This is a genomic window from Streptomyces sp. KMM 9044 (assembly GCF_024701375.2).
Classification (GTDB): domain Bacteria; phylum Actinomycetota; class Actinomycetes; order Streptomycetales; family Streptomycetaceae; genus Streptomyces.
Window position 1 is genome coordinate 5,321,024 of record NZ_CP113910.1, and the last position, 15,518, is coordinate 5,336,541.

At 69.4% G+C, this 15,518-nt stretch carries 17 protein-coding genes and 2 pseudogenes; 3 read left to right on the plus strand and 16 right to left on the minus strand.

All coding sequences use genetic code 11. The features are described 5' to 3' along the window. Positions 1–340: 340 nt before the first annotated feature. The gene (locus tag HUV60_RS23920; protein WP_257849265.1) at positions 341–991 is read left to right on the plus strand and encodes a DUF4360 domain-containing protein; all 651 of its coding nucleotides are present in this window, start codon (positions 341–343) and stop codon (positions 989–991) included. Between the two features lie 162 nt (positions 992–1,153). Here the strand turns inward: HUV60_RS23920 and HUV60_RS23925 are convergent. The 12 genes and pseudogenes from HUV60_RS23925 to HUV60_RS23980 form a co-directional block, all read right to left on the minus strand. Beyond that, positions 1,154–1,393, minus strand: a pseudogene (locus HUV60_RS23925) (helix-turn-helix domain-containing protein); the annotation flags it as partial. A gap of 60 nt (positions 1,394–1,453) precedes the next feature. Continuing rightward, positions 1,454–1,912, minus strand: coding sequence for an Asp23/Gls24 family envelope stress response protein (locus HUV60_RS23930; RefSeq protein ID WP_257849266.1), 459 nt, complete (start codon positions 1,910–1,912; stop codon positions 1,454–1,456). Positions 1,913–2,078: 166 nt separating this feature from the next. After that, positions 2,079–2,357: a gas vesicle protein K gene (locus HUV60_RS23935; protein WP_257849267.1), complete on the minus strand. Its 279-nt coding sequence runs from the start codon at positions 2,355–2,357 to the stop codon at positions 2,079–2,081. Beyond that, positions 2,354–2,581, minus strand: a complete 228-nt coding sequence (locus HUV60_RS23940) for a gas vesicle protein (protein ID WP_257849268.1) — start codon at positions 2,579–2,581, stop codon at positions 2,354–2,356. The genes HUV60_RS23935 and HUV60_RS23940 overlap by 4 nt, the downstream gene beginning before the upstream one ends. Before the next feature lie 3 nt (positions 2,582–2,584). Next, positions 2,585–3,436, minus strand: a complete 852-nt coding sequence (locus HUV60_RS23945) for a GvpL/GvpF family gas vesicle protein (RefSeq protein WP_257849269.1) — start codon at positions 3,434–3,436, stop codon at positions 2,585–2,587. Further along, on the minus strand, positions 3,433–3,786 hold the full coding sequence (locus tag HUV60_RS23950) for a gas vesicle protein (RefSeq protein WP_257849270.1): 354 nt from the start codon (positions 3,784–3,786) through the stop codon (positions 3,433–3,435). The genes HUV60_RS23945 and HUV60_RS23950 overlap by 4 nt, the downstream gene beginning before the upstream one ends. Next, positions 3,783–4,913, minus strand: coding sequence for an SRPBCC family protein (locus tag HUV60_RS23955; protein WP_257849271.1), 1,131 nt, complete (start codon positions 4,911–4,913; stop codon positions 3,783–3,785). The genes HUV60_RS23950 and HUV60_RS23955 overlap by 4 nt, the downstream gene beginning before the upstream one ends. Positions 4,914–4,919: 6 nt before the next feature. After that, a complete protein-coding gene (locus HUV60_RS23960) occupies positions 4,920–5,708 on the minus strand; it encodes a histone protein (RefSeq protein ID WP_257849272.1) in 789 nt (262 codons plus the stop codon). Between the two features lie 7 nt (positions 5,709–5,715). Next, the gene (locus HUV60_RS23965; protein ID WP_257849273.1) at positions 5,716–5,976 is read right to left on the minus strand and encodes a gas vesicle protein GvpG; all 261 of its coding nucleotides are present in this window, start codon (positions 5,974–5,976) and stop codon (positions 5,716–5,718) included. 1 nt (position 5,977) lies between these two features. Beyond that, a complete protein-coding gene (locus tag HUV60_RS23970; protein WP_257850232.1) occupies positions 5,978–6,724 on the minus strand; it encodes a GvpL/GvpF family gas vesicle protein in 747 nt (248 codons plus the stop codon). A 5-nt stretch (positions 6,725–6,729) separates the two neighbouring features. Continuing rightward, the gene (gvpJ, locus tag HUV60_RS23975; protein WP_257849274.1) at positions 6,730–7,188 is read right to left on the minus strand and encodes a gas vesicle protein GvpJ; all 459 of its coding nucleotides are present in this window, start codon (positions 7,186–7,188) and stop codon (positions 6,730–6,732) included. Positions 7,189–7,222: 34 nt separating this feature from the next. Next, the gene (locus tag HUV60_RS23980) at positions 7,223–7,543 is read right to left on the minus strand and encodes a gas vesicle protein GvpO (protein WP_257849275.1); all 321 of its coding nucleotides are present in this window, start codon (positions 7,541–7,543) and stop codon (positions 7,223–7,225) included. 175 nt (positions 7,544–7,718) lie between these two features. On the opposite strand from HUV60_RS23980, the gene HUV60_RS23985 reads away from it, so the two are divergent. Next, the gene (locus HUV60_RS23985) at positions 7,719–7,889 is read left to right on the plus strand and encodes a hydrophobic protein (RefSeq protein WP_257849276.1); all 171 of its coding nucleotides are present in this window, start codon (positions 7,719–7,721) and stop codon (positions 7,887–7,889) included. Positions 7,890–8,635: 746 nt separating this feature from the next. After that, positions 8,636–9,508, plus strand: a pseudogene (locus tag HUV60_RS23995) (RICIN domain-containing protein); the annotation flags it as partial. Positions 9,509–9,525: 17 nt separating this feature from the next. On the opposite strand, the gene HUV60_RS24000 reads toward HUV60_RS23995, so the two are convergent. The 4 genes from HUV60_RS24000 to mmsA form a co-directional block, all read right to left on the minus strand. Continuing rightward, entirely contained in the window at positions 9,526–11,280 is a 1,755-nt protein-coding gene (locus HUV60_RS24000) for a pyridoxal phosphate-dependent aminotransferase (protein ID WP_257849277.1), read from the minus strand. Positions 11,281–11,491: 211 nt separating this feature from the next. Further along, entirely contained in the window at positions 11,492–12,673 is a 1,182-nt protein-coding gene (locus tag HUV60_RS24005) for an aldose epimerase family protein (protein WP_257849278.1), read from the minus strand. 53 nt (positions 12,674–12,726) lie between these two features. Continuing rightward, positions 12,727–13,971, minus strand: a complete 1,245-nt coding sequence (gene mmsB / locus HUV60_RS24010; RefSeq protein ID WP_257849279.1) for a multiple monosaccharide ABC transporter permease — start codon at positions 13,969–13,971, stop codon at positions 12,727–12,729. Then, positions 13,968–15,518 (minus strand): multiple monosaccharide ABC transporter ATP-binding protein, encoded by a 1,551-nt coding sequence (gene mmsA, locus HUV60_RS24015; RefSeq protein ID WP_257849280.1) that lies wholly within the window; start codon positions 15,516–15,518, stop codon positions 13,968–13,970. Before mmsA ends, mmsB begins: the two co-directional genes overlap by 4 nt.

Sequence of the window (15,518 nt, forward strand, 5' to 3'; positions counted from 1 at the left end):
CCGGGACGGGTGGTCCTGGTGGGCCATTGTCTATGCCGGAGCACCACTGCGTTCACGCCAGGTTCCCGGTACGTCCGTTTCACCCGGTACGAGTGACACGCGCGCGGGCTGTTCCCCCCGCCCGTTCCCTGTGAACGCCGGGCCGGCGCGGCGGGACCGAATGGCCGGAGTTCGTCCTGTCCGCCCCCCGTCGCGCCGCCTACGATGCGAGCGCTCCCGGACTTCACGTCCTCTCCACGCCTCCTGCGCGAGGATCGGAAGTCCGCTCGCTCCTTGTCAGGTGCATGATATTTCAATCGTCACGTCCCACTCACCCCCCACTGAACGAAGAGGGAGAACCATGGCTGGTGGCCTGCTTCTGAGTACCGCGGTGGCCGCGCTGCTCATCGCCGCGACACCCGCACACGACCCGTCCGCCGGGTTCGTCGACCCGCCCCCGGACAAGATCGTCATCAAGGTCGCCACGGTGAACGGCTCCGGCTGCCCCCGGGGCACCACCGCGGTCGCCGTCTCCGAGGACAACACCGCGTTCACGGTGACGTACAGCGACTACCTCGCCCAGGCGGGCGGCACCTCCGACCCCACGGCATCCCGCAAGAACTGCCAGCTCAGTCTCATCGTCCACGTCCCCCAGGGCTTCACCTACGCCATCGCCAGCGCCGACTACCGCGGCTTCGCCGCCCTCCAGACCGGTGCGAGCGGCATGCAGCGGGCCTCGTACTACTTCCAGGGCTCCCCGAGCACGGAGTACCGCAGCCACTCGTTCGCCGGCCCCTACGACGACAACTGGCAGGCCACGGACACCACCGACTGGGCCCAGCTCGTCTACGCCCCCTGCGGCATCCAGCGCAACTTCAACATCAACACCGAGCTGCGCGTCAGCGCCGGCACCTCGTCCCCCGACAAGGTCAGCTTCATGACCATGGACTCCACCGACGGAGACATCAGCACGACCTACCACATGGCCTGGAAGGAGTGCCCCGGCACCTGACGGGGCGACCGGTGCGCGGCCCGTGGGGCCGGCCCCCGGCCGCACGGGCCGCACACCGGTCTCTGCCGGCGGCAACCCCTGGGCGCGACGTCCTGTCGCGCCACCGCACGGTGCGTGGGCAAGCCGGCCCGGGCCGCGGTGGAGAGGGCCGGCTGCGGGGCGTCACTCCTGGCTGTCGAGGCCGCGCAGGTGGAGGGCGCACAGGTGGAGGGCGCACAAGGTTGCTTCGAGGGTGAAGCGGTGGTCGGGGTCGCCGAGGTTGTCGCCCAGGTAACTGTCCAGGTTCCGCAGGCGGTAGCGGACGGTCTGGGCGTGGACGCCCAGTATCTCGCCCATCTGCTCGGCGGGTGCCCGGGTGGAGACGTGGACCCGGAGGGTCTCGACGGGCCGTTCGCGCCGGCTGCACGGGGAGGTCCTCCGGGGGCAGCGCGGATCCTGCCGCACGTCACGAAGGCTGCCGTGTCACTCGACGCGGGACGACGAGGACGCGCCCTCCGTGTCCTCGTCCTCGTCGGAGCCCGGGACATGGACGTCGAGCACCCTGATGTTGATCTCGACGACCTCCAGCCCGGTCATCGTCTCGACCGCGTCCGTGACCTGCTTACGGAGGTCTTTCGCGGTGTCGCGGATCCGGGCTCCGTACTCCACCACGACGTCGACGTCGATGGCGGTCTGTTTCTCGCCCACCTCCACCTTCACGCCGCGCCTCGGATCACTGGAGCGGGACACCTTCTCCTTGACCGCTCCCAGCGCTCGCGAGGCACCGCCGCCGAGGGCGTGGATCCCCTCGGTCTCGCGTACGGCTATGCCCGCGATCGTCGCGACCACGGTGTCCGCGATGGTGGTCGTTCCGCGGGTCGCGCCCTCGGCGCCGCTCGTGTCCAGTGCGGTACCGCTCCGACTGCCGGTCGTCGTCGTCATGAGTTCCCTCGCACAGCGTCGTTCGGTGAGAGGGCGGTCCGGAGCCGGCAGATGTCTTCCGCCGTTTTGCGCCCTCGTTTCCACTGTGCTCCGGACGCCGGCCATCCGCCATTCGGGTGGTGACCGGCGGCTTCACCTGCTCTGCTCCGCCCGCATCGCCGCCCCGTCAGTCCCGGGGCAGCAGGGTGCCGAGCGGCCCCAGGTCGAGGTTGAGATCCTCCGGGCGTACGCCGTGCTGCTCGCAGAGCTCCGTCATGCGCTGGTCGAGCAGCATGAGTGTGGTGCCGATCTCGTCGGTCTGGTCGTCGGTGAGGTCGCCCTGGTCGATGCGTCGCAGGGCCTGCCGTTCCATCAGCTGCCGGAGGAGCTCGACCACGGTGAGGACCAGGGTGACGAGATCGCGTCCCACCTGCTCGGAGTCCAGGTCCACCCGCGAGGCCGTCACAGCGGCCCGCTGTCGGCCCACGGGGCCGGTACGCGTTCGCTGACCGACGACAGCAGGGCGTGCAACGAGACCCGTACGAGAGGGACATCGGCGATCGCGATGACCAGGTCCCCGCTGACGACGACCCCGGTCGCCAGGACCCGGTCCAGGAGATCGACCAGCGGCACCCCGATGGGACCGCTCAAGGGGCCCGGGGTGTCCCAGGGAACAGCCTCGTGCGTCATCCCTCACACCTCTCCCACGAAGGAGTAGGGCACCCACGGGCCCGAGAGTTCGATCCGTGCGCCGGTACGTTCCCGCAAGTCCCTTGCGAGCATGTTCAGTTCGGCCGACCGGTGCTCGGCGACCAGGTAGGTGGCGTTGAGGACCTGGACCCGGTGGTCGCCGTCGGCCGTTCGGGGACCGTGCGGCCGGAGCCGGCGGGACGCCGTGGCGATGCGGGACACCTGCGCGTCCACCGTCTCGGCGACGCGCAGGGAGTCCTCCCTGTGCTGCTCGCGCCGCGCCCGCAGGTTCCGTCTGCGCTCCAGATACGCCCGCCCCGCTCCCGGAGCCGGACCGCTGCCCCGGTCGCCCGGAGGGTTCGGCCGCTGCGCCGTTCTCTCGCCGCCGCCCGAGGCGTCATCTCCCGAAGCGGCGGCCGCGTAGACCTTCACGCCCCATTCGGCGTGGTGCGCGATACGTTTCAGGGCGGTGTGGAAGCGCGCCGACTCGTTGCCCAGCACGCGTCTGGCCCTGTCCTCGCCGTTGTACAGCGTCGCCAGTGGCAAGGGGACCGTGGGCGCCTGGGCGGCGACCGCCGACACGACCTCGTGGTGGGCGCGTGCATACCGTTCGAGCTCGGGCTCGTCCGCCAGACGCTCCTGCCAGGCCTCGTCCGTGAACTCGGCCGCCCGAACGGTCTGCACGATCGCGGTGAGGGAACCGAAGGACAGCGAACGCAGGGGTTCGCCCCGGGTGACCCCGGACACCCCGTCGAGGGCCGGCCCTCCGTCGGCGCGGCAGACCGCGTACACGTAGAGGGCGCTCGGTTCCGATGTTTCCGATGTTTCCGAAGCCCTGGGACTGCGCTCCGTCATTCCTCTGTTTCTCCCCGGCTCGATGATGCGGATGCGGAGGTGGACTCGAGTGCCTCCAGGCGGGCGCGCAGTTCGCGGTTCTCGGCCTGCAGAGCGCTTCGCGCCGCTCGGGAGCTGAGCGCCGGGTCGGTCTCCCACCAGTCGATGCCGGCCTTCTTCGCGGTGTCCACGGACGCCACGAAGAGACGCAGCCGGATGGTCAGCAACTCGATGTCGAGAAGGTCGATCTTGATGTCGCCGGCGATCACGATGCCCTTGTCGAGCACGCGCTCGAGGATGTCGGCGAGGTCGGTGTTCCGCGGCCCGGGGACAGGGGAGCAAGCGTCCTGCCTGAAGTCGAGGTCGGTCACCGGGCCCTCCGGGGGCGCCGCTTGGCGGGAGCCGCACGCTTCTTGGGCGGGCTCTCCTCGTCTTCGTCCTCTTCCTCGTCCTTCTCGTCCTTCTCGTCCTTCTCGTCCTTCTCGTCCTCCTCGTCCTTCTCGTCCTCCTCGTCCTCCTCGTCTTCCTCGTCTTCCTCGTCTTCTTCGTCCTCGCCCGTCAGTTCGTCGTCCTCGGCCTCGCCGTCCTCCCAGCCGTCCTCGCCTTCTTCCTCGTCCTCGGGAGCCTCCGCCTCCGGGCCCTCCTCGCCCTCCTCGCCTTCTTCGCGCTCTTGTTCCTCCTCCATAGCCTCTTCGTGGGACTTGACGACTTCTCCGTCCCGGATCTCGCCGCGCCAGCTCTCGGGCTCCTCGTCGGTGAGCGTGACGTACCGCTGGAAGTGCTTGAAGTCCAGGCGAACACGGCGCCCCTGGGCACGCCAGATGTTGCCCGTCTTCTCGAAGAACCCGGCCGGGTAGTACTCGAGGACCAGGACGATACGGGTGAGGGACGGAGCCAGTTCGTGGAAGCTCACGGCACCCCGCGTGGTGCCCTTGGCGCCTTCCGACGTCCACACGATGCGCTCGTCGGGCACCTGCTCCTGCACCGTCGCCTTGAAGCTGCGCGAAGACGGTCCGATCTTGACCTTCCAGTTGCTGCCCGTCTCGTCATCCATCGAGACGTCCTGAACACCCTTGGCGAAACCGCTGAATTTGTCGTACTGGGTCCAGTGGTCGTAAGCGGTCCGCAGAGGCACTCCCACATCGAGTACCTCGATGATGTTCATGAGCTTGCCGCCGCCCGACTTGCGCTTGCCCTTCCCCCCGCCGCCGAAGGTCTCCTTGACCTTGCCCACGACACCGTCCTTGACCCCCTTGACCTTTTCCGAGGCGAACGCCTTCACCGGCGATTCACCCTTGAGGACGCGTGAGCCGATCGCGGGCAGGGACCCGCCGTTCTCCGCGACGTCGGTCAGTCGGCCTGTGACGTCGGTCAGCTTGTCCTTCGCCTTCCCGGCGAGCTTCTCCGTCTGCGCACCGAGGAAGCCGGACATCTCCTGCCGGAGCCTGCTCAGTCCGGACTCCTCCGCCTCGGGCTCTTCGTTCTTCGTCTTGGCCATGACTCGCTACCTCCGACGCTTCGTGCGCTTGGATGCGGTCCCCTTCGCAGGAGAGGTCTTCTTGGAGGCCGACTTCTTGGCCGGGGTGGATTTCTTGGCCGGGGTGGATTTCTTGGCGGTCGCCTTCTTCGCGGGAGCCGTCTTCTTGGCCGCGGTCTTCTTGGCCGGGGCGGACTTCTTGGCCGGGGGCTTCCTGGGGGCACGCTTTCCCGACGGCCGTTTCTCCGGCTTCTGCTCGGGGCTCTCCTCTTCCTCTTCCTCTTCCTCTTCCTCGCCTTCTTCTTCCTCTCCTTCCTCTCCTTCCTCTCCTTCCTCCTCTGCGTCGGGTTCCTCTTCCTCTTCCTCCTCTTCCTCGGCGCTGGGTTCTTCCTCTTCTTCCTCCTCGCCCTCGCCCTCGCCGTACTCTTCGTCCTCGTACTCGTCCTCGAGCTCCTCGTCGACGTCTTCGTCCTTGTCCTTGTCCTTGTTTTCGCCCTGCGGAGTTTCGAGGAGACGGGCCGTGCGGGCGCTGACCGCGTCGGCCAGCGAGCTCATGCGGCGGTTGGCGGCGGCGGTCGCGGCCTTGCGGCTCGCGTCGAGGACCTCGCCCTTGAACTGGTTCTGGAGTTCGGCGAACTGGGGAACCTCGCCGAGCCGGCGCATCCCCTCCGCGGCGAGTTGGCGGGGCTCCAGGCCGAATCGCCTGCCGGCCAGGTACGTGGCGACGCTGAGGGCCACCCGTCCCTTCTTGGTCCGGCCCAGCACGTAGCCGCCGAGCAGCGCGGCCCCCACGACAACCTTGGACTGGTCTTCCATCAGCACGTCACCTTCGATCGTGATCGCTCTTCGCCGGGCCGACCCGCACGGCGTGCAGCCGGTCGAGCAGCCTTTCCTCTTCCCGTTCGAACTCCTCCAAAGTGATCTCGCCCGCCTCGAGTTCCTGGTTGAGTACCGCCAACTGCGTACGCAGCACGGCGGGGTCGTGCAACTCGCGCTCGGCGGCGTCGTGGAGCTTCTCGGCCACCCAGACCACGCCGCGGACCGGTGCGATGGGCAGCGTGAGCAGGCCGGTGATCAGCCCCATGTCACGCCCCGCCCACGGGGGCGGGGCGGGCCTCCGACGAGACGAAGCTGTAGCAGGGGAGCGGGCCGGCGAGCCGGACCTCCAGGTGCTCTTGATGAGCGTCCGCGAAGTCCCGGGCCCTGGTGAGGAAGGTGTCGCTGTCGCCGCGGTCGACGAGGAAGGACACGTTGAGGGCGCAGCCCGGGACGGCGGGGCCTGCTGCCACGGCGCGGGCCCTGGGTGTGAGGTCACGCAGCAGGCGCTGCCCTGCCGCCGCCGCTCTGCGGGTGAGTGCGGTGGTGACGGCCTCGCCCAGTCTGATGCTGGCTTCGTAGCCGGGGCGCCGCCGTGCGGCAACGCGAAGCCGCCGCACGTCCTTCTCCTCGGCGACGAGGGCCGCCAGCGCGTTCTGTGCCGGAAGCGCCTTGACGTTGATCTCGAAGCGGCCGGCCAGCTGTTCCAGGGTGGCCGCATGGCGGGACCCGGCGGCGGCCAGTTGATGCAGAATCGTTTCTTCGTCCGGCGCGACCATGCCGAACCGCATGGGCAGCACCGGCCCCTCGTCCGTCAGGCGCATGAGGAGTTCCTGGTGTGCCAGCAGGTCGCGACGTCGCGCGCGCAGTTCGGGCGGCGCGTCGCTGATGACCGCGTCGAGCGGGCCCTGCCTGATCGTCCGGACCCGGGCGGGAGGGGAGCCCACGCCGCCGAGCCCTTTCGGGAGCGCCGTTCCCGCCCGCAGGATCGCGTAGACGTACACACCGTCGGTCATTACGGTCATGCCTCCACGCGGCGTCGGCTGCTCTTGCGCGCGGGGGCACGCTTCTTCGGGCGTTCCTGCCGCTCGTCCTCGTCCTCGTCCTCTTCGTCGTCGGACGAGTCGCCGCCGCCGACCGCCCTGCGCATGGTGTCGCCCACGGTGTCGGCCGCCTTGCGCACCTTGCGCTTGCCGACGGCCTTGGCCGCACCGCCGCCGAACAGTTCGGGGACCGTGGTGCTGCCGGAATCACGCTCGAGGTCCAGCCGGTTGCACGCTTCGGCGAACCGCAGATAGGTGTCCACACTCGCGACGACGATGCGCGCGTCGATCTTGAGGATCTCGATCCCGACCAGCGAGACCCTTATGAACACATCGATGACCATGCCGCGGTCGAGAATCAGTTCCAGCACGTCGTACAGCGTGCCGGCGCGAGGCGGGCAGGCCACTCCTTCGTCGGAGTAGGTGGTCACGGGCATGGAAGGTCCTTCCAGCAGAGGGAGCGAACACGGATCACTCGTCGGCCGCACCGCGGCGGTAGCGGCGGACCCTTCGGTACTCGAGGAGCTCGCCGGCCCGGTCGAGTTGCACCTCGTAGGAGGCCAGGAGGCTCGTGGTGTCGGGAATCCGTGGAACTTCCAGAACGTCCACCACCACACACCAGCCGTCGTCGGAACGGCGGACGGCGGACACGCCCTCCGCCGGGTGGTCGATCAGCCCTTCCAGGGTCTGGAGGGCGGTACGGGCCGCGTGATCGGGCCCTCGCGCGGATCCGGTACGGCGAGCGGGCGCCGTTTTGGTATTCCCGGCGGGTGTACGACGTGGTGGTGCCATATGGTCAGTTTCGCCCTTCCCGTCGGACGCGCATCTTGAGCGGATCCATCGGTGCGGGACAGGTCACGCCGCCGTAGACATGCGCGCGCCTTCCCCCTGCGGGGTGAAAGAAACATCAGGTTATGTGCGTGGTGTGAGAACTCCGGGGCATTCGGTTCATCGGAGGTTGATAATCATGGTTCCCCTGCTTCTTGTTCTTCTTTTGGCCCTCGTCCTCTTCGGTGCCGGATTCGCTCTGAAGGCCCTGTGGATCGTGGCGGTGATCGTGCTCGCCGTGTGGCTGCTCGGTTTCGTCATGCGCTCCGCAGGCGCGGGCGGCAACAAGGGCCGGTGGTACCGCTGGTAGACCAGCCGTACCGGCACGCGTGCGGGGTGGTGACGGACTTGTTCTCCGTTACCACCCCGCACGCACGCCCGCCGGCCTCGCCACCCTGACGGGGTGGCGAGGCCGGCGCGTGCCACCGTCTCCGACGGCATGACCGCTTTCCCTGCAGGGACGTCAGCCACAGCGCCGCCCCGGCGTCCGTACAACGCCGCTGAGGCGACGTCCCGGGCAAGGGGCGAGATCGCACAACGGTGACCGGCCCCTCGCAGGGCACCTGCCGAGTACCCGGCGCAACACGGCGGTCGGTCGCGCGGGAAGCGGCACCCCCCGCCTCGTGGGTACGTGCAGGTCCTGCACGGCCTGGTCCCAGCTGTCCTGGAGATCGTCCTCGTTCGGTGGGGACTGCGCGGCCTCCTCGCGGGCACGCACGACCACCGTCGACCAGCACGACGAAGGCGCCGAGCACAGGGCTTCAAGCCGACCGAGACCCGCCGCTCCGGGCGGTGGATCGACCTGGCTCCGCCCCACGGCGCCGGGACTGGCGAGCACCACCACGGACGGCGTGGACACCGGATTCATCCGGGAACCGGCGGGCACGTTGAACTCCATGACCACTGGGGGAAAGTCCTTCTACTACCTCACCGACGTGACGGGCAACGTCCTCGGACTGGTCGACGACGCGGGCAGGCACACCCGCACCTACGCGTACGGGCCGACCGGCCTGCCCCGCACCACCCCCACCGAGGCGGTTCCGCAGCCGTACCGCTACGCCGGTGTCCACGCCCACCTACGACTGGGAGCGGCAGGGCGCGGCCGTCAACGAGGGGCCGGAGATCCTGCAGCGGGGCGGGCGGACCTTCCTCGTCTGCTCCGCCGGCGGCTGCCGGACCCCCGACTACAAGCTCGGCCGGCTCTCCCTCACCGGCTCCGACCCCACCTCCGCTTCCTCCCGGAGCAAGAAGTCCACGCCCGTCTTCCAGCGCAGCGACGGCAACGGCGTGTACGGGCCGGGGCACAACGGGTTCTTCGCCTCCCCGGACGGGAGCGAGAGCCGGATCGTCTACCACGCCAACGACTCGGCGTCGGACGGCTGCGACAACGGGCGCACCGCCCGGGCGCAGAAGTTCATCCGGAACTCCGGCGGTTCACCGAACCTTGGCACGCCCGTACGGCCCGGGGCGAGCCAGACCGGGCCCCCGGGCGAGCCGTCGGGCGTCTCCACCACCTACACCCTCACCCACCGCAACAGTGGCAAGTGCCTTGGAGTCGCCGACAGTTCATCCGCAGACGGGGCCGACGTGCGGCAGTACACCTGCAACGGCGGCGCCAACCAGCGCTGGCGGCTGGAGGGTTTCGGCGATGACCCCCACCGGCTGGTCAACGCCTCTACCGGCAAGGTGCTGGACACCGAGAACTGCTCCGCCGCCGACGGGGCCGGCCTGCGCCAGTGGTCGTGGCTGGACGACACCTGTCAGCGGTTCCGGTTCGTCGCCACCGACGGCGGTCATGTCCGGATCGTCAACCAGGCCACCGGCAGGGTCGCCGACGTCGCCGACTGCTCCACCGCCGACTCGGCCGACGTACGGCAGTGGACCTGGCTGAACAACCACTGCCAGCAGTGGCGGCTCAATCCGGCCTGATCGGCAAAGCCCGGGCGTCAGACCACCTGGCCCACGCCCGCCGCCTCCGGCCAGCTCTGCGCCCCGGCCGGCCAGCCCGTCGCCGGGGCCGGGGAGAGGCCGTCGGTGCCCCTGACCTGCGCCGCCGTCAGGCCGCCGCGAGCGGGGACACCGGGCGGGGTGGGGCCGGTGGGCATCGGGGAAGGGGCGAAGGACGCCGCGGCGGACATCGGGGCCGGCGCGGGTGCCGGGACCGGAGCCGCCATGGGCTGCGGCGGCATCTGCTGGGGCATCTGCGGGGGGACCGGCTGCTGAGGAATGTGCTGGGGCACCTGCTGCGGTACGGGCTGAGGAACCGGTTGCTGCACGGGTTGCGACTGCACGGGTTGCGGCTGCAGGGGCGGTGGCTCCTGCAGCGGCCCCGACGAGGCTGCCGCCGGCATCGGCATCCCGCCGCCCGTGCCCACCGTGCCCGGGGGCGGGGCGGCGGTGAGCGGCATGCCGATGCCGGCGGCCGGAGCGGCGGGGAGGCCCGGGACACCCGCACCGGCCCCGAGGGCCTGCGCGGCGAGGCCCTGGGTGCCGGCGCCGTTGGTCTCGCTGACCAGGCGGTCTATCGCCGCCGTGCCCGAGCTGTAGCCGGTCCCCGTGGCCTGTTCGGGCACGGCGGCTCCCCTCCTGGAGGTCCCGTAGAGCACCTGTTCCAGGCCGGACACCAGGCGGCGCACGTCCACCTGAGGGCGCACCACGAGACGCAGGAAGCGGCTGGACGAGCCGATCTTGTTGCCGCACTCGCGGACCAGGAGCCGGTGCTCGGTGAGCATGCGGTCCCGGACCACGGTGCCTTCGGCGCCCACGGGGAGGCGCACGAAGAGGAAGTTGCCCTGGGACGGGTAGACGGTCAGACCGGGCAGTGAGGAGAGCTGGCCGGACATGTCCATCCGGTCGCGGCGCACCTGGTGCAGGCTCTGCTGGTACTCGGTGCCGTGCTCCTTGAGCATGAACACCACGTGCTCGGCGAAGGAGTTGAGGTTCCACTTCGGCAGCATCGAGCGGACGCGGCCCGCGAGCGAGGGGTTGGCGACGAGGTAGCCGAAACGGATGCCGTGCAGCCCGAAGTTCTTGCCGAGGCTGCGCAGGACGATGACGTTGGGGCGCAGCATCGCCTCCTGCACCACGGACGGTTCCACCTCGGCGTCGGCGAACTCCAGGAACGACTCGTCGATCACCACCAGGTCGAGGTCGGCCATCGCGTCCATGAACTGCACGATCGCGTGCTTGTGCAGGAACCCGCCGTCGGGGTTGTTGGGGTTGCAGATCACCGCGACCCTGGTGCCCCGCGCCCGGATGAACTCGCCGTACTGGGCCAGGTCGAGGGCGAAGCCGCTGGACTCCTGGAGCGGGAACATGTCGACCCGCTTGCCGGTCTCCATGGGCTGGTCGGTCCAGCGGCCGAAGGTGGGGACGGGGACGGCGAGGGACTCGCGGACCAGCAGGTGGTCGATCCAGGTGATGAGTTCCGTCGAGCCGTTGCCCATCGCCACGCACTGCGGCGGAAGCCGGAGCAGACTGCACAGCTCGGCCGTGATGGTGTCGGCGCTGCTCGGGTAGTACGTGATGATGTCGCGCAGCCGCGCCGCCATGTCCTCGAACATGGCCGGGGTGGGGAAGTACGGATTGCACGGAATGCAGAAGTCCACCGGGCCGACCCCGTCGCTCTCCCGTGCCAGCGCAGCCATCGAGGGGCTGTGTGCCGCGGTGCTGCGGAACAACGAGGTGACGTTGTCGGCCATGGAACCTCCGTGTACGGCGGGCCCGCCGGGGACGTACCGGGCCCGTCATGCGTGGGTGGCCCGCGCGGGGGAGCACGGGCCACCCGTACATACGGAGGGGGGTGTGGCGCTGTTCAGCCGATGTGAAAAAAGTGTGACGGCGTGAACCTCTGGCGCGGTTTACGCGTCACGCGCCCCCGCGCGGGGCCCCACCACGGACGGCGCCCGTGGTTCAGGCGCCGAACGAGTGCACCGTCGTCGTCCGGTACGTCTCGCCCGGACGCAGCACCGTCGACGGGAACGACGGCTGGTTCGGCGCGTCCGGGAAGTGCTGGGTCTCCAGGCACAGTCCGTCGCCCTGGCGGTAGACCCGCCCACCGGTGCCGACGAGGGTGCCGTCGAGGAAGTTCCCCGAGTAGAACTGCAGTCCGGGCTCGTTGGTGGCGATCCGCAGGGTGCGGCCGGAGGACGGGTCGCGCAGGGTCGCGGCGTGTCCGGGGCGCGCGGTGATGCCCTTGTCGAGCACCCAGTTGTGGTCGAAACCCTGCCCGTACAGCATCTGTTGGTGCGCCACGCGGAGGTCCCGGCCGATCGGCTTGGCGCTGCGGAAGTCGAACGGGGTGCCGCCGACCCGGGCCAGTTCGCCGGTGGGGATCAGCCCGGCGTCGACCGGTGTGTAACGGTTGGCGGCGATGGTCAGCTCGTGGTCGTCGACCGAACCGCTGCTCTCGCCGGCGAGGTTCCAGTAGACGTGGCTGGTGAGGTTGACGACGGTGGCCCGGTCGGTGGTGGCCGCGTAGTCGACGCGCCAGTCGCCGTGCCGGGTAAGGGTGTACGTCACCTTCGTGCGCAGGGTGCCCGGGTAGCCCATCTCGCCGTCGGCGCTGACGTAGGACAGGCGCAGTCCGACGTCGGAGCCCTCGGCGAACGGCTCGACGTCCCAGACCCGCTTGTCGAAGCCCTGGGCGCCCCCGTGCAGGCTGTTGGCGCCGTCGTTGACGGAGAGCTGGTGGGCCGTGCCGTCGAGGGTGAAGCGGCCCTCGGCGATCCGGTTGCCGTAGCGGCCGATCAGGGCGCCGAAGTACGGGCTGGACGCGACGTACTCCTCGATGGTGTCGAAGCCGAGCGAGACGTTGGCGTAGCGGCCCCGGCGGTCGGGGATCTCCAGGGACTGGACGATGCCGCCGTAGGACAGGACCTTCAGCCGTGTCCTGCCGTTGGCCAGCGACCAGCTGTGCACCTTCGTGCCGTCAGCGAGTGTGCCGAAGAGCGTCCGTACGGGCTTCCTGCCGCCCGCACCCGGGCCCCGGCCGCCGCCCGAGGCGTGTGCCGTCCCACCGGTCGTGGTGGCGGCGGTGACTCCGGCGGCCGCGGCCGCCGCTCCTGCGATGACCGTGCGTCTGTTCAGTTCCACTATCAAGCTCCCTCAAGAAGAGGGCCCCGCCTTCCGGCGGGGCCCGAGCCGACTTACGAACCGACCTTGCGCTTGTTCCACACGTCGAAGCCGACCGCCGCCAGGAGCACCAGGCCCTTGATGACCTGCTGCCAGTCGGTGCCGACGCCGACGAGGTTCATACCGTTGTTCAGCACACCCAGGACCAGGCCGCCGATGATCGCGCCGAGCACGGTGCCGACACCGCCGCTCATCGACGCGCCGCCGATGAACGCGGCCGCGATCGCCTCGAGTTCGAAGTTGAGGCCGGCCTTGGGCGAGGCCGCGTTGAAGCGGGCGGCGAAGACCAGACCCGCCAGGGCCGCGAGCATGCCCATGTTCAGGAAGACCAGGAAGGTGACCTTCTTCTCCCGTACCCCCGACAGCTTGGCCGCGGGCAGGTTGCCGCCGATGGCGTAGATGTGGCGGCCGATGACGGCGTTGCGCATCACGTAGCCGAAGCCGACGAGCAGCGCGCCGAGGATCAGCAGCACGATCGGGGCGCCCTTGTAGCTGGCCAGCAGCAGTGTGACGGTGAGGATGGCGGCGGTGAGCGCCACCAGCTTCAGCAGGAACAGCCTGGTGGGCAGGACGTCGAGGGCGAACTCCTGCTGGCGGCGCCGGTCGCGGAGTTCCTGGAGCACCACGAGGGCTATCAGTCCGAGGCCGAGCAACAGGGTGAGGTTGTGGTAGTTCGTGTTCGGGCCGACCTCGGGCAGGAAGCCGTTGGCCGTCGTCTGCAGCCCCTTCGGGAACGGGCCGAGGGTCTGCCCGCCGAGGAAGATCTCGGTCAGACCGCGGAAGGTGAGCATGCCCGCCAGGGTCACGATGAACGACGGCAGCCCGCCGTACGCGATGAACCACCCCTGTACCGCGCCCGCGATCGCGCCCACGGCCAGGCACAGCAGCACCGCGACGGGCCAGGGCAGGTCGTTGCGGACCATGAACACGGCGGCCATCGAACCGACGAACGCCGTCAGCGAACCGACCGACAGGTCGATGTGGCCCGCGATGATGACCAGCATCATGCCGATCGCCAGGATCAGGATGTAGCTGTTCTGCAGCACCAGGTTGGACACGTTGCGCGGCAGCAGCAGGTCGCCCTCGGTCCACACCGCGAACAGCGCCACGATCAGGCCCAGGGCGATCAGCATGCCGTACTGGCGCATGTTGCGGCGCATGCCGTCCAGCATCAGCCGGAGCAGGCCGTCACCGGTGCCCGTCCCGTTCTTGCCCGGCGGCGCGGCGGCCGGGTTCTTGTCGGTGACATCCGTGCTCATCGGGTTACCTCTTTGTCCTTCGTCATCTGACGCATCAGCGATTCCTGGGATGCCTCGGCCCGCGAGAACTCCCCGGTCAGCCGTCCGGCGGCCATCGTGTAGATGCGGTCGCACATGCCGAGCAGTTCGGGCAGCTCGGAGGAGATGAAGACGACCGCCTTGCCCTGGGCGGCCAGCTGGTCGATGACCGTGTAGATCTCGTACTTGGCGCCGACGTCGATACCGCGCGTCGGCTCGTCCAGGATCAGCACCTCGGGACCGGCGAAGATCCACTTGCTGAGGACGACCTTCTGCTGGTTGCCGCCGGACAGCTTGCCCACCGGCTCGAAGACCGTCGGCGCCTTGATGTTCATGGACCTGCGGAAGCCCTCGGCGACCTGGCGCTCCTCGTGCTCGTCGACGATTCCCCGCTTGGCGACCTTGCCCAGCGCGCTGAGCGAGATGTTGCGGTTGATGGTGTCGATGAGGTTCAGGCCGTAGTGCTTGCGGTCCTCGGTGACGTACGCGATGCCGTGTCCCACTGCCTCGGGGACGGTCTTGGTACGGATCTCCTTGCCGTCCCGCAGGACGGTGCCGCCCGTGTACCGGCCGTAGGTGCGGCCGAACAGGCTCATCGCCAGCTCGGTGCGGCCGGCGCCCATCAGACCGGCGATGCCGACGATCTCGCCGCGCCGGGCCTCCAGCGACACGTCGTCGACGACCTTGCGCTGCTGGTCGATCGGGTGGTGCACGGTCCAGTTGCGCACCTCGAGAGCCGGGGCCGTGCCCTCCTCCGGGTGGTGCGGGGTCCGCTCCGGGAAACGGTGTTCCAGGTCGCGGCCGACCATTCCGCTGATGATCCGGTCCTCGGTGGTCTCCACGGCCTCCACGTCGAGCGTCTCGATGGTCCGCCCGTCCCGCAGGATCGTCACCGAGTCGGCGACCTTGCGGATCTCGTTCAGCTTGTGGGAGATGATGATCGAGGTGATGCCCTGCTCCTTCAGCTGGAGGATCAGGTCGAGCAGCTTGCCGCTGTCCTCGTCGTTGAGCGCGGAGGTCGGCTCGTCGAGGATGAGCAGCTTGACCTTCTTCGACAGCGCCTTGGCGATCTCCACCAGCTGCTGCTTGCCCACGCCGATGTCGGCGACCCGGGTCTCCGGGTGGTCGTCGAGCCCCACCCGGCGCAGCAGTTCGGTGGCGTGCCGCAGCGTCTCGTGCCAGTCGATGCGGCCGTGCCTGGTGTGCTCGTTGCCGAGGAAGATGTTCTCCGCGAGGGAGAGGTAGGGCACCAGGGCGAGCTCCTGGTGGATGATCACGATGCCCTGCTGTTCGCTGGCCCTGATGTCCTTGAACCGGCAGGGGTTTTCCTCGAAGAGGATCTCCCCCTCGTAGGTGCCGTGCGGGTGGACGCCGGAGAGGACCTTCATGAGGGTCGACTTGCCGGCGCCGTTCTCGCCGCAGATGGCGTGGACCTCGCCCCGCTGGACGGTCAGAGTGACGTCCGACAGCGCCTTGACGCCGGGAAAGGTCTTGACGATCGAGCGCATTTCCAGGACGGGTCCCGCCAT